The 13,935-nt window shown below is 68.3% G+C and carries 12 protein-coding genes; 7 read left to right on the forward strand and 5 right to left on the reverse strand.

What is annotated here, in order from left to right; genetic code table 11:
- Positions 1-142: 142 nt before the first annotated feature.
- The 3 genes from ACFUPX_RS36695 to ACFUPX_RS36705 form a co-directional block, all read right to left on the reverse strand.
- On the reverse strand, positions 143-718 hold the full coding sequence (locus tag ACFUPX_RS36695; protein ID WP_383332685.1) for a TerD family protein: 576 nt from the start codon (positions 716-718) through the stop codon (positions 143-145).
- A gap of 165 nt (positions 719-883) precedes the next feature.
- On the reverse strand, positions 884-1,351 hold the full coding sequence (locus tag ACFUPX_RS36700; RefSeq protein ID WP_383332687.1) for a peroxiredoxin: 468 nt from the start codon (positions 1,349-1,351) through the stop codon (positions 884-886).
- Between the two features lie 188 nt (positions 1,352-1,539).
- The gene (locus ACFUPX_RS36705) at positions 1,540-1,977 is read right to left on the reverse strand and encodes a DUF3052 domain-containing protein (RefSeq protein WP_383271784.1); all 438 of its coding nucleotides are present in this window, start codon (positions 1,975-1,977) and stop codon (positions 1,540-1,542) included.
- 413 nt (positions 1,978-2,390) lie between these two features.
- On the opposite strand from ACFUPX_RS36705, the gene aceE reads away from it, so the two are divergent.
- Both aceE and ACFUPX_RS36715 read left to right on the forward strand, forming a co-directional pair.
- The gene (gene aceE / locus ACFUPX_RS36710; RefSeq protein WP_383332689.1) at positions 2,391-5,123 is read left to right on the forward strand and encodes a pyruvate dehydrogenase (acetyl-transferring), homodimeric type; all 2,733 of its coding nucleotides are present in this window, start codon (positions 2,391-2,393) and stop codon (positions 5,121-5,123) included.
- 194 nt (positions 5,124-5,317) lie between these two features.
- A complete protein-coding gene (locus tag ACFUPX_RS36715; RefSeq protein ID WP_383332739.1) occupies positions 5,318-6,211 on the forward strand; it encodes a potassium channel family protein in 894 nt (297 codons plus the stop codon).
- Here the strand turns inward: ACFUPX_RS36715 and ACFUPX_RS36720 are convergent.
- Positions 6,192-6,620: a peptidase inhibitor family I36 protein gene (locus tag ACFUPX_RS36720; protein ID WP_383332741.1), complete on the reverse strand. Its 429-nt coding sequence runs from the start codon at positions 6,618-6,620 to the stop codon at positions 6,192-6,194. The genes ACFUPX_RS36715 and ACFUPX_RS36720 overlap by 20 nt on opposite strands.
- 171 nt (positions 6,621-6,791) lie before the next feature.
- Positions 6,792-8,402 carry an MFS transporter gene (locus tag ACFUPX_RS36725; protein ID WP_383332691.1) on the reverse strand — a complete coding sequence of 537 codons (1,611 nt, stop codon included), beginning with the start codon at positions 8,400-8,402 and terminating at the stop codon, positions 6,792-6,794.
- A 203-nt stretch (positions 8,403-8,605) separates the two neighbouring features.
- Here ACFUPX_RS36725 and ACFUPX_RS36730 point away from each other — a divergent pair, with 203 nt between their 5' ends.
- The 5 genes from ACFUPX_RS36730 (at position 8,606) to ACFUPX_RS36750 (ending at position 13,856) form a co-directional block, all read left to right on the forward strand.
- On the forward strand, positions 8,606-9,223 hold the full coding sequence (locus tag ACFUPX_RS36730; RefSeq protein ID WP_383332743.1) for a TetR family transcriptional regulator: 618 nt from the start codon (positions 8,606-8,608) through the stop codon (positions 9,221-9,223).
- 244 nt (positions 9,224-9,467) lie between these two features.
- Positions 9,468-10,679 carry an alpha/beta hydrolase gene (locus ACFUPX_RS36735; protein ID WP_383332693.1) on the forward strand — a complete coding sequence of 404 codons (1,212 nt, stop codon included), beginning with the start codon at positions 9,468-9,470 and terminating at the stop codon, positions 10,677-10,679.
- A gap of 75 nt (positions 10,680-10,754) precedes the next feature.
- Positions 10,755-11,627, forward strand: coding sequence for a DUF4429 domain-containing protein (locus ACFUPX_RS36740; RefSeq protein ID WP_383332695.1), 873 nt, complete (start codon positions 10,755-10,757; stop codon positions 11,625-11,627).
- A gap of 196 nt (positions 11,628-11,823) precedes the next feature.
- Entirely contained in the window at positions 11,824-13,188 is a 1,365-nt protein-coding gene (locus ACFUPX_RS36745) for a sensor histidine kinase (protein WP_383332697.1), read from the forward strand.
- Positions 13,185-13,856, forward strand: coding sequence for a response regulator (locus tag ACFUPX_RS36750; protein ID WP_383332699.1), 672 nt, complete (start codon positions 13,185-13,187; stop codon positions 13,854-13,856). Before ACFUPX_RS36745 ends, ACFUPX_RS36750 begins: the two co-directional genes overlap by 4 nt.
- Positions 13,857-13,935 lie beyond the last annotated feature (79 nt).

The raw sequence follows: 13,935 nt of genomic DNA on the forward strand, positions 1-13,935 counted from the left end.
GACCCCCCGGTGGTTCGCGACCAAGGATTCCCGGGCGCCCGTAGTGCGGGTGTGGTGTCCGGGACCAACGCGTGGTGCGCGCGTCCGGCCCCGCACTCGTGGTGTGCGGCGCCGGACGACGAGGCGGAGGGTGCTGCTCGGCTCAGACGTTGACGCCGAAGTCCTGCGCGATGCCGCGCAGACCCGAGGCGTAGCCCTGGCCGACGGCGCGGAACTTCCACTCCGCTCCGTTGCGGTACAGCTCGCCGAAGACCATCGCCGTCTCCGTCGAGGCGTCCTCGGAGAGGTCGTACCGCGCGATCTCCGCGCCGCCCGCCTGGTTCACGACGCGGATGAACGCGTTGCGGACCTGGCCGAACGACTGCTGGCGGTTCTCGGCGTCGTAGATCGAGACCGGGAAAACGATCTTGTCCACGTCGGCCGGAACGGTCGCGAGGTCGACCTTGATCGCCTCGTCGTCGCCCTCGCCCTCACCGGTGGTGTTGTCGCCGGTGTGCTCGACGGATCCGTCCGGGCTCTTCAGGTTGTTGAAGAACACGAAGTTGCCGTCGCTGCTGACCTTGCCCTCGGCGTTGGTCAGGATGGCGCTGGCGTCGAGGTCGAAGTCCGTACCGGTGGTGGTACGGACATCCCAGCCCAGGCCGACCAGAACCGCGGTCAGGCCGGGGGCCTCCTTGCTCAGCGATACGTTGCCGCCCTTGCTGAGGCTGACTCCCACAAATCCTCCCAAATTGATGTCCAGGGGCGGGGAGCCCCAGTCATGCTTTGCCAGTCGTGCTTGCCATCGGATCAACGAGTGGATCCTAGTGACCGGTTCCCGGCCGCCACAGGCTCTGCACCTGAAGAATCACAGGGTGTCACCCCTGAGGAATCACAGGGTTCATCACAGGGTGTCGAGCGCCTTGACGTACTCGTTGAGGTCACGGGCGTCCGGCAGGCCGTTGACGACAGTCCAGCGCACCACGCCCTCCTTGTCGATGATGAAGGTGCCGCGCACGGCGCAGCCCTTCTCCTCATCGAAGACCCCATAGGCGCGTGACGCCTCACCGTGCGGCCAGAAATCGGAGAGCAGCGGGTACTCGAGGCCCTCCTGCTCGGCGAAGACGCGCAGGGTGTGGATGGAGTCGTTGGAGACCGCGAGCAGCTGGGTGTCGTCGTTGACGAACGTCGGCAGTTCGTCCCGCAGCGCACACAGCTCGCCCGTGCACACGCCGGTGAACGCGAACGGATAGAACAGCAGCACCACGTTCTTCTCGCCGCGGAAGTCCGACAGCTTCACGGTGCGACCGTGGTTGTCCTTCAGCTCGAAGTCCGGGGCCTTGGTGCCCGTCGCGATTGCAGCGACCGCCATGAGTTCGCATCCCTTCGATGGGGCTGTTCGGGTGACGACCACCCTACGCAACGGGCGTTTCGTCCGATCACACCGCAGGGCGGGCACCTCACCGCGGCCCGCGCACACGCATGAGCCCCCACCGGCATACGTCGGTGGGGGCTCACTGCGATTGGCTCAGTCGACTTCCTGCCGCCTGAGCGGCAGCTTCACCGCTTCTTGGCTGCCGCCTTCGGCGTGACCAGACGGCTGCCCGTCCAGTCCTTGCCCGCGTTGATGGTCCGGGTCTGCGCAAGGCCTGCGGTCTGAGCTGCCTCGTTGATGTCGCTCGGCTCGACGTAACCGTCGCGGCCGGTCTTGGGCGTCATCAGCCAGAGGTCGCCGCCCTCTTCGATCAGCTGGGTGGCGTCCACCAGCGCATCCGTCAGGTCGCCGTCGTCCTCGCGGAACCACAGCACCACGGCGTCAGCAGTGTCGTCGTAGTCCTCATCGACGAGCTCGCTGCCGATCACCCCTTCAATGGCCTCGCGGAGCTCCTGATCGACATCGTCGTCGTAGCCGATCTCCTGGACCACCTGCTCGGGCTGGAATCCCAGCCTCGCGGCAGGGTTGGTCCGCTCCTCCGCGTGGTCCGCGGTCGCGCTCACGGCTTGCCTCCTGATCATGTTTTCGGGAATGCCTTCATCCACGCGCGTGCGCGGGACATTGGCGGTAGTCCACACGGGCGGACCGGATCGCGCAAGTACCCGGCCGTCAAGACCGCTGAAACGGTGACGTTCCCGGCCGTGTCGCCGCAACAGAAGGCCCACCTGCCAGATCCTTCTCCGCTCGCACTTCACTCGTACGACGCCGGACGGAACTGAGGTCCGAACGGCCTTACGAACCGGCTAGGCAGGATGGGCGTATCGTTGCGATTTGGTCGAGCCTACCCCAGGGCCGCCGGGCGGAGGCCTCGGTTACCTCTCAGTAGAGATGACGATTCCGCCCACGCGGTACACGATGGGGAACGTCTCACAGCCAGGCAGAACCCAGGCGAAAGCCCCAACAGCGAAGGAACAGCGTGGCTTCCGGATCCGATCGCAACCCGATCATCATTGGCGGCCTGCCGAGTCAGGTCCCGGACTTCGATCCCGAAGAGACCCAGGAGTGGCTCGACTCCCTCGATGCCGCGGTCGACGAACGCGGCCGCGAGCGGGCCCGCTACCTGATGCTCCGGCTCATCGAACGCGCGCGCGAGAAGCGCGTCGCCGTGCCCGAGATGCGCAGCACGGACTACATCAACACGATCGCCACCAAGGACGAGCCGTTCTTCCCCGGCAACGAGGAGATCGAGCGCAAGGTCCTGAACGCGACCCGCTGGAACGCCGCGGTGATGGTCTCGCGCGCCCAGCGCCCCGGCATCGGGGTCGGCGGTCACATCGCCACCTTCGCCTCATCGGCGTCGCTCTACGACGTGGGCTTCAACCACTTCTTCCGCGGCAAGGACGAGGGCGACGGCGGCGACCAGATCTTCTTCCAGGGGCACGCGTCCCCCGGTATCTACGCCCGCGCGTTCCTCCTCGACCGGCTCTCCGAGCAGCAGCTCGACGCGTTCCGCCAGGAGAAGTCGAAGGCTCCGAACGGGCTCTCGTCCTACCCGCACCCGCGTCTGATGCCGGACTTCTGGGAGTTCCCGACCGTCTCGATGGGCCTCGGCCCGCTCGGCGCGATCTTCCAGGCGCGGATGAACCGCTACATGGAGGCGCGCGGCATCGCCGACACCTCCAAGTCGCACGTCTGGGCCTACCTCGGCGACGGCGAGATGGACGAGCCCGAGTCGCTCGGCCAGCTCTCCATCGCCGCCCGCGAGGGCCTGGACAACCTGACCTTCGTCGTCAACTGCAACCTCCAGCGCCTCGACGGCCCGGTGCGCGGCAACGGCAAGATCATCCAGGAGCTGGAGTCGCAGTTCCGCGGCGCCGGCTGGAACGTCATCAAGCTGGTCTGGGACCGCAGCTGGGACCCGCTGCTCGCGCAGGACCGCGACGGCGTCCTGGTCAACCGGCTCAACACGACGCCCGACGGCCAGTTCCAGACGTACGCGACCGAGACCGGCTCGTACATCCGCGACCACTTCTTCGGCGACGACCACCGCCTGCGCTCCATGGTCGAGAACATGACCGACGAGCAGATCCTGCACCTGGGCCGCGGCGGTCACGACCACAAGAAGGTCTACGCGGCGTACGCGGCCGCCAAGGCCCACAAGGGCCAGCCGACCGTCATCCTGGCGCAGACGGTCAAGGGCTGGACGCTCGGCCCGAACTTCGAGGGCCGCAACGCCACGCACCAGATGAAGAAGCTGACGGCCGAAGACCTCAAGGGCTTCCGCGACCGCCTGCACATCCCGATCACGGACAAGGAGCTGGAGGGCGGCGCCCCGCCGTACTACCACCCGGGCCGTGACTCGGAAGAGATCCAGTACATGCACGACCGCCGCCAGGGCCTCGGTGGCTACGTACCGACCCGAGTGGTCCGCTCGAAGCCCCTCCAGCTTCCCGAGGACAAGACGTACGCGACCGCGAAGAAGGGTTCGGGCCAGCAGTCGATCGCCACCACCATGGCGTTCGTCCGCATCCTGAAGGACCTCATGCGGGACAAGGAGATCGGCAAGCGCTTCGTGCTGATCGCCCCCGACGAGTACCGCACCTTCGGCATGGACGCCTTCTTCCCGAGCGCGAAGATCTACAACCCGCTCGGCCAGCAGTACGAAGCCGTCGACCGCGATCTGCTCCTCGCCTACAAGGAGTCGCCGACCGGTCAGATGCTGCACGACGGCATCTCCGAGGCCGGCTGCACGGCCTCGCTGATCGCCGCGGGCTCGGCCTACGCCACCCACGGCGAACCGCTGATCCCCGTGTACGTCTTCTACTCGATGTTCGGTTTCCAGCGCACCGGCGACCAGTTCTGGCAGATGGCCGACCAGCTGGCCCGCGGCTTCGTCCTCGGCGCCACCGCCGGCCGCACGACGCTGACCGGCGAGGGCCTCCAGCACGCGGACGGCCACTCGCAGCTGCTCGCCTCGACCAACCCGGGCTGTGTCTCCTACGACCCCGCGTTCGGGTACGAGATCGCGCACATCGTCAAGGACGGCCTGCGCCGGATGTACGGCCCCGACAGTGAGGACGTCTTCTACTACCTCACCGTCTACAACGAGCCGATCCAGCACCCGGCCGAGCCCGCCGACGTGGACGTCGAAGGCATCCTCAAGGGCATCCACCGCTTCAAGGCGGGCGAGCAGGGCGCCATCCCGGCGCAGATCCTCGCCTCCGGTGTCGCGGTCCCGTGGGCGGTCGAGGCCCAGCAGATCCTCGCTTCGGAGTGGAACGTCAAGGCGGACGTCTGGTCGGCGACCTCCTGGAACGAACTGCGCCGCGAGGCGGTCGACGTGGAGCGCCACAACCTCCTGCACCCCGAGGAGGAGCAGCGCACCCCGTACGTGACGCAGAAGCTGTCCGGCGCGGAGGGCCCGTTCGTGGCCGTCTCCGACTGGATGCGGAGCGTCCCCGACCAGATCTCCCGCTGGGTCCCCGGCACGTACCAGTCGCTGGGCGCCGACGGCTTCGGCTTCGCGGACACCCGCGGTGCGGCCCGCCGCTTCTTCCACATCGACGCCCAGTCGATCGTGGTCGGCGTGCTGACCGAGCTGGCCCGCGAGGGCAAGCTCGACCGCTCCGTACTGAAGCAGGCCATCGACCGCTACCAGCTGCTCGACGTCATGGCGGCCGACCCGGGCGCCGCTGGGGGCGACGCCTAGGGCGCATGGTGCGCGGTGCCGGGCGCGCGGTACTGGGCGCCCGGTGTCGAGCGTGAGGTGTCGAGCGTGAGGTGTCGAGCGTGAGGTGTCGAGCGTGCGGCACCTGTAGCACGTAGCAGTTCGTTCGGAGGGCGGTGGGGCGGAGGCTCCCGCCGCCCTCCGGCGTTTCCTACGATGCGCGCATGGAAGCGCCCATGAAGCACCCACCGGCACAGCTCCGCTGGGAGCGAGGCACCCAACGTCCGCTCCTCGTGCTCGCGGTGGCTTTCGCCGTCGCGTACGCCGTGCCCATCGTGGCGCCCGACGCGAGCAAGAGCGTCACGACCACCTGCACGGTGGTGGAGTGGATCGTCTGGGCCTCGTTCGCCACCGACTACCTCGTACGCCTCTACCTCACCGACCACCGCAAGCAGTTCGTCCGCTCGCACTGGCTCGACCTCTGCGCCGTCCTCCTCCCGATGTTGCAGCCCCTGCGGTTGCTGCGGCTCGTCTCGACTCTGATGCTGGTCGGCCGCCGGGCCCGGATGGCGTCCCAGATTCAGCTGACGACCTATGTCGCCGGGGCCGTCGTGGGCCTCCTCATGTTCGGTTCACTGGCAGTCCTTTCGGTGGAGCGGGAGTCGCCGAACGGCAACATCAAGACCCTTGGCGACGCGGTGTGGTGGTCCTTCACCACGATGACCACCGTCGGCTACGGCGATCACGCGCCGACGACCGGGCTCGGCCGCATCCTCGCGGTCGGCCTGATGCTCTCGGGCATCGCGCTTCTCGGTGTGGTCACCGCCAATATCGCGGCGTGGTTCATCTCGCGCTTCGACCGCGACGAAGTCGAGGAGCGGCGCCAGACCGCGGCGATCGAGGCGCTGACGACGGAGGTTCGGGCGCTGCGGGCTCAGGTGACGGCGCTGTCCGGCGGGGCGGGGCCGGGTGCTGCAGAGCCGCGCGCTGCGGGGTCGGGTGGTGCGGGGTCGGCTGGTGCGGGGTCGGGCGATGTGGGGGCGGGTGGTGCGGGGGCGGTCGAGGTGCCGCGGCCGGCGCCGGCCGCGGATGGCCCTCAGGTGCCTCCGGTCAGTTCTCCCAGACCTTGAACGCCCGTACGCGATAGGGCGATTCGGGGAGCCAGGTGCCACCGCCTGGATAGGTGTCGAACTCGCCGGTCTCCGCGCACTCCGCGGATTGATACGTGGTGACCGGCCGGCCCGTGCGGTTGGCGAGTGCTTGAGCGCTGCCCCCCTCCGGCAGCGCTACACAGCTCTCGATGTCGATCTCGGACAGCTCGTACGTCCGTCGGGCGCCTTTGAACTGCGCCTTTCCCCATAGGCAGAGCTCCCCCGGCCCGCAAGCGGCGAGCCTGGGTGGCGCGGCGGCCCCGGCGTACTTCGCGGGTGTCGCGAGATCGGCCTGTGTGGACGGTGCCGTGGCACCGGCCTGCATGGGGGTCAGGATCACCGTGGCGAGGGCGGCCGCGGCGAAGGTCGTGGGCATCGTCGTACGCATCTGCTTCAACTCCCGTGTCGTGTAGATCACTTGGCAGAACTGTGACCCACTCGCTAGCTCCGTCGGAAGGGGTACGGATGTGCGTCACCCAGATAGGCGAAAGCCCCCCAGTTGAACCCTGAGGGGCTTTCCCTGATGCGTGAGCGCGGTGCTCGATGCCGGTGGGTGCGGCTAGATGTGTCCGACTCCGGCGCCCGCCTCGGCATTGGTGCCCCGCTTGGTCAGCGTGGCGACCAGGGCGGCGACGACCGCGACGACACCGGCGACGGTGAAGGCCAGGCCCATGCCGGAGACGAACGTGTCGTGCGCGGCCTTGGTGATCGCTTCGGCGACCGGCTCCGGCGTCTTCGGCGGGACCGGCGCCCCGCCCATCTGCACCGCGGCGGAGGCCTGGTCGAGCTGCTCCGGCGTCATGGGCGGAAGCTTGGCGTCCGCCCAGTTCGCGGGGAGGTCCTTGTCGACCCGGGCGGCCATCACGGCGCCGAGGACCGCCGTGCCGAGAGCGCCACCGACCTGCATGCCGGCCTGCTGGAGACCACCCGCCACGCCGGAGAGCTCCAACGGGGCGTTGCCGACGATGACCTCGGTGGCTCCCACCATCACGGGCGCCAGGCCAAGGCCCATCATGCCCAGCCAGAGCGACATCGGCAGCGTCGCGGTGTCCGTCGTCATCGTGGACATGCCGAACATCGCGATGGCGGTGGCCACCATCCCGCCGACGAGCGGGACGCGCGGGCCGAACTTGGTGATGAGCGCACCGGCGATCGGCGACGCCACGATCATCATGGCCGTCAGCGGCAGGAGGTGGAGGCCGCTGTCGACCGGGCTCATGCCATGCACGTTCTGCAGATAGAACGTGACGAAGAACAGCCCGCCCATGAAGGCGAAGGCCATGAGCACCATCAGGACCGTACCGGCGGATAGGGGGACGGACCTGAACATGCCCAGCGGGATGAGCGGCTCCTTGACCTTCGTCTCCCAGAAGGCGAAGAGCGCGAAGAGCACCACGGCGCCCGCGAGGAAGAGCAGCGTCCTGGACCCGCCCCAGCCCCATTCCGAGCCCTTGATGAGGGCCAGGATCAGCGCGAACATGCCGCCCGACAACAGGACGATGCCGGGGATGTCGAAGGACTTCGGCGCGTTCTCCGCGCGGTGGTCCTTGAGGATCACCAGGCCGAGGACGAGGGCGATGACGCCGACAGGCACGTTGATGAAGAACACCGACTGCCAGCTGACGTGCTCGACGAGCAGGCCGCCGACGATGGGGCCGCCCGCGGTCGAGGCGCCGATGACCATGCCCCAGATGCCGATCGCCATGTTCAGCTTCTCGGCGGGGAAGGTGGCGCGCAGCAGGCCGAGCGCGGCCGGCATCAGGAGAGCCCCGAAGAGGCCCTGGAGCACACGGAAGGCGACGACCAGGCCGACGCTGCTGGAGAACCCGATCGCGCCGGAGGCCACGGCGAAGCCCGCCACGCCGATCAGGAAGGTCTGCCGGTGGCCGAAGCGGTCACCGAGCTTGCCGGCGGTGATCAGCGCGACGGCGAGGGCGAGAAGGTAGCCGTTGGTGATCCACTGGACACCGGCCATCGTGGTGCCGAGGTCCTTGGCGATGGCCGGGTTGGCGATCGCCACGATGGTGCCGTCCAGGGCGACCATCATCACGCCGATCGCGACGGAGAAGAGCGTCAGCCAAGGGTGGCCGCGGAGCCCCTTGGCCGGGGCCGGAGCGGACGACGGCTCCGGCGCCTTGTCCGCCTTGTCGACGGTGATCTGACTAGTCATACGTTCGAGGCTAGTGTCAGTCGCTGACAGTTGACAAACCATTTCACAAGTCGGTAACTGTCACGTAGCTCACAGGTAAGGTGAGCTGGTCAAAGCGGCGGAAAGAGGGCCATGGCGTGAAGACCGAGCAGCGAGCGGCGGACCCTGCGAAACCGCAGGCCGAGGCCTCCGGAGGCATCTCCGGCGAGACCTCTCGACCCGGACTGCGCGAGCGCAAGAAGCAGCGCACCCGTGACGCGCTCCTGCGCGCGGCGCTCGAGCTCTTCACGACCAAGGGGTTCGAGGAGACGACGGTCGACGAGATCGCCGAAGCCGTCGACGTCTCCCAGCGCACGTTCTTCCGGTACTTCACCAATAAGCAGGAAACCGCCTTCGCCGTGCAGGAGATGGTGGAACAGCGGTTCGTGGGGACGCTGCGCGAACGCCCTGCCGACGAGGCGCCGTTCGTCGCCCTGCGCGGGGCCGTCATCGGCGCCTGGGACGCGATGGGCCGGTCCATCGAAGAGGTGGTCCCCGTCGAACTCCACATGCGGACCTATCAGATGATCGAGTCCACCCCCTCCTTGCTCGCCGCCCACCTGCGCCGCTCCATCGAGATGGAGGAGGAGATCGCGCGCGTGATCGCCGAGCGTGAGGGGCTCGACCTGGAGACGGACCCGCGACCTCGTGTGGTGGTGGCCGCGTTCAGCGGAGTGATGCGGGTGACCGGGCGGCTGTGGGGTGCGGGCGAGGACTCGAGCGTGGACTCGATCCGCGCGATCACCGAGTCATATCTCGACCAACTGGGGCCCGCGTTGGCGGAGAATTGGCGCACAGAGTAGCGGTGCGCACACTGTGTGTCGGAGCGCTGGAGCGCTCGACTTTCGAACAAATCAACACACTGAGTGACTGTTTGATTCGCCGTCAGTAATGTCGCGCTCAGGGTGCACTGCGCACATATGTCACTCACAGAGCGTGACGAAAGTGCTCTAAGTGCGTCCGCTATGCCTCAATTACCCCACAGGAAACGTGATCTGCCTCACCCGGTGCACGGTAGGCATCACGATTCTCCTAGGGTGTTCCGTAGTGACTTCCTTCGACTCCTCCCCTCAACTCAGCGCCTGGCGCGCACTGCTTGCGCTCGCCGTCGTGTTCGTCATGCTGGCGACCACCGGCTGGACCGCGGTGCGCCACCACAAGGACGCCGCATCGCCGCTCGCGGCCTCGCTCTCCGCCTGGGAGCACGGGCACATCGGCGGACGGGCCCTGCCCGACCCCGGTGCCCCGGCCGGCAAGCTCGCTCACTTCTTCGCCTCGCTCGACGCACAACAGCGCACCCGCCTCGCCGACCGCTACGCCCTTGCGGTCGGCAACATGAACGGTGCCCCCGTAGAGCTGCGATATCGCGCGAACCGCATCGCACTGAACGACGCGCGCAAGACCGAGCGAGAGCGCATGCACGACAAGCGACTCTCCCCTCTCGGGCAACAAGAGGCGGAGCGCAGGATGAAGCGCTTCGGCGTGATGATGCGCCCGAATCGGCAGGTCCTGTCCTTCGATCCCATGGGGTCGGGTCGTATAGCGGAGGTCTTCGGGAACCTCGACCGGGCTTCCCGGGTGTCGGTCGTCGTGCCCGGTGTGGACACGAACGTGCTGACCTTCGAGCGGACCAACAGGAAGTACTCGGCGCCTGTCGGCATGGCCAAGGCCCTGTACCGCGCGGAGCACTCGGCGAGCCCACGCGCGCGTACCGCCGTGATCGCCTGGGCCGACTACACCGCGCCCATCGGCCTCGGTGTGGACGCGGCCACGTCCATGCGCGCGGACGACGGCGCGATCCGGCTCAACTCGTTGGTGCGCGGACTCCCGGGACACTCACCTGTCGCGCTGTACTGCCACAGCTACGGCTCCGTGGTGTGCGGGGTCGCGGCACGACAGCTGCCATCCCGCGTCTCCGACATCGCGGTCGCGGGCAGCCCCGGCATGCGCTCCGACACAGCGGCGCAGCTGGGCACAGGGGCCCGGATCTGGGCCACCAGGGACGGCGACGACTGGATCCAGGATGTGCCAAACATGGAGGTCGGCGGGCTCGGCCACGGTGCCGATCCCGTCTCCCGGGACTTCGGCGCGCGGGTGCTCTCCGCGCGGGGCGCGATCGGCCACACCGGCTATTTCGAGCCGGGCACGGAGAGCCTCAGCAACTTCGCCGACATCGGCACCGGGGCGTACCGCTCGGTGCGGTGTGCGAGCGGGGATGACGCCTGCCGGAAGGAATTTTCCGGCGCGACAGTGGCCTGACGCGCGTAGAAATCGACAAAACAGCGGCACGCCGCAGGAGGGACGGAGGCGCGCGTGCCGCCTACGATGAGCCGCATGGGTGACGTACTGGCCGGATTTCATGCCGCCTGGGAGTTCGAGTCCGACTCCGTGCTCATCCGCTTCGAACGGGGGATCCGCACGCCGAAGCTCCTTCAGGCGCTCGGTGAACGCCGCATCCCCCACGAGGCGATCGCAGCGGTGACTCTTACTCCTGGCAAGCGAGGGACGGTCGTCCTGCACGCCGTGCCGAGACCGGGCGCGGATCCGCTGATGGAGGCCGCCGCGGGCCAGCTCAAGGACGGCTGCGACCCGTATCGGCTCGTGCTGCCCGCCGAGCGGGAGACACTCGCCGAGTACTACGCGGACGAGCTGCGGGCCCAGCTCACCCAGGACGACTGCGGGCCTCCTGACCGCTACCTGGTCGCCCCACCGGAGACTCCGCTGCAGTTCAAGGCGTACGACGGGAAGGCGTCCTTCGACGGCAAGTCGGTGGCCTTCCGGTGGTTCTGGACGGGAGCCTCTTCCGCGAAGTGGAAAGCCGGCGACCAGAGCTTCCTGGTCACGGACCTGAGTGGCGTCGAGTGGCGCTCTCCCGAGGTCTTCGAGGGGCATCTGCGGCTGCTGCGCCGTGAGACACCGATCGCCCAGCCCGCGCAGGCGGACCAGGATCCCGCGGCCGTCGTCTTCGGTCTGGGGTACGGCCCGGTGCACGAATCACTGCCGTTCGCGGCGTCGGTCCTCGCCGCGGTGCGGTCGTCGGGCCCGGCTCTGACGCCCGGCACGGTCCCCGGCACCGCCCCGGTGACCCGCCGCGACCCGGCGGACATCGCGGAACGTATCCGTCACCTAGGCGAGCTGCACCAGGCGGGTCTGCTCACGGACGAGGAATTCACCACGAAGAAGGCCGAGCTCCTGGCGGAGCTGTGAGTCTGACGGAGCCGTGAGTCTGAGTCTGAGTCCGACGGAGCCGTGAGTCTGTGGGTCCTGGGGGCACGGGGAGTCCTGGGGCGCGGGTCATACCCAGGTATCGCGGGCGGTCCCAGCCCCTACCTGGGTATGGGGTACAGGTCAGCTCCGCGGTACGACGGCGTACGGCGTGCTACATGTCTACGCTGATCAGGCCATGAGCAGCGCATCGACACCACCGGACCAGGACCCCCGCCCACCGGCCACCGAGCCCGGCAGGCGCGGGGGCGTTCTTCAGCGTGCGACAGCGGGGATCCGCGGAGAACTCGGCAGGAAGGGGGCCTTCCTCTCGACGCCCTCGGGACGGACCGAGCCGCTCCTCGCCCGGTCGCCCAAGCGCTGGGTACGGCTGCTGCCGCTGATCACCGCGCTGGCCTTCGTCGTGACACTCATCCCCGTCACCACCCAGGTACTGACGAACGACTACGGGGTCGACGGCGGCCTGGCGGGCGCCCTGGCCGTCGCCCAGTCGGCGCCTCTGCTGCTGGCGGTCAGCCGCCCGTTCCCCGCCTGGTGCATCATGCTCGTCGCGGACGTCATCGGGGCGATCGTGACGCAGTCCATGGACCACGGCCGGCCTGCGCCCTGGACCGCCATGATCATCGTGAGTTACGTGGTCGTGTGCCTCCTGCTCTCCTTGCGCGAGAGCCGCCGCACTCTCCTGGGCATCTGGCTGGTCACCGTCGTCGTGAGCCTCGTCGTCGGTGCGTTCCGTGACGACGGCAGCCAGGACACCAGCGTGCTGCTGATCGTGCTGAGCGGTGTCGCACTGCTGCTCGGCGCCCTGCTCCGTGAGCGTGGCGACGCACAGCGCAGACTCATCGAGCAGGAGACCATCAGCGAGGCCGAGCGCGCCCAGCGCACCCTCCTCGAGGAACGGGCCCGCATCGCGCGTGAGTTGCACGATGTCGTCGCCCACCACATGTCGGTGATCACCGTGCAGGCCGATTCCGCGCCCTACCGCCTCGACGGCCTTCCGGACGCGGCGCGTGAGGAGTTCGGGAGCATCGCCGCCAGCGCCCGTGAATCCCTCACCGAGATGCGACGGCTGCTCGCGGTGTTGCGCAGTGAGGGCGTACCGGGCGAGCGGACCCCGCAGCCCGGGCTCAGCAGACTCCCGCATCTGGTGGAGGCGACGGTGCGCGCCGGTATTCCGATCGACCTGTCCCGCCCTGAACTGACGGTGCTCACGCAGCTGGCCGCCGTCACACCGGCCGTCGACCTGTCCGCGTACCGCATCGTCCAGGAAGCCCTGTCGAACGTGATGCGGCACGCGCCGGGAGCGCGCACCACGATCACCGTGACCCTGGACGAGGAGAATCTGCTGATCCTCGTGGTGAACGGCCCGCCCACGGCGAAACCCGACTCGTTGGAGCACAGCGGAACAGGTCACGGACTTGTCGGGATGCGCGAACGCGTACGGTTGGTCGGCGGCACGGTCGACGCCGGGCCGCTGCCCGACGGTGGCTTCCGTGTGGCGGCCCAACTCCCTCTCCTGAAAAAGGACTCCGGCACCGCATGACCATCCGCGTGATCATCGTCGATGACCAGAACATGGTGCGGGCCGGCTTCGCCGCACTCCTTTCCGCCCAGAGCGACATCGACGTCGTGGGCGAGGCTCCGAACGGCAAAATCGGTATCGACGTCAGCCGCAGCACCCATCCCGATGTCGTCCTGATGGATGTCCGGATGCCCGAGCTGGACGGACTCAGTGCGGCACGCGCCCTGTTGGACCCGCCGCCCGGCGTGGTGCACGTGCCGAAGGTGCTGATGCTCACCACCTTCGACGCGGACGACTATGTGTACGAGGCGCTGCGCGCCGGAGCCTCGGGCTTTCTCCTCAAGGATGCCCCGCCCGCCGATCTGATCTCGGCGGTGCGCGTGGTGGCGGCGGGCGACGCCCTGCTCGCTCCGTCGGTGACGCGTCGGCTGATCACGGACTTCGCCAAGCAGCGGCCACGCACTGGCCAGTCGCTTCGGCTGAACGGCCTGACGCAGCGTGAGACCGAGGTACTGGCGCTGATCGCGCGCGGCCTGTCCAACCAGGAGATCGCCGAGCAGCTTGTCCTCGCCGAGCAGACGGTGAAGACCCATATCGGCAAGGTCCTCTCCAAGCTGAACCTGCGGGACCGCGCGCAGGCCGTGATCTTCGCCTATGAGTCAGGTCTGATCACGCCCGGAGAGCAGTAGAGCCCTCAACCCATACCGCGGTATGAGCTCCCCGTACCCCGGTATCACCTGCGAGTTGGCACTCCGGTGTGAGGCGCCG

Source organism: Streptomyces sp. NPDC057302 (genome assembly GCF_042667685.1).
Taxonomy (GTDB): domain Bacteria; phylum Actinomycetota; class Actinomycetes; order Streptomycetales; family Streptomycetaceae; genus Streptomyces.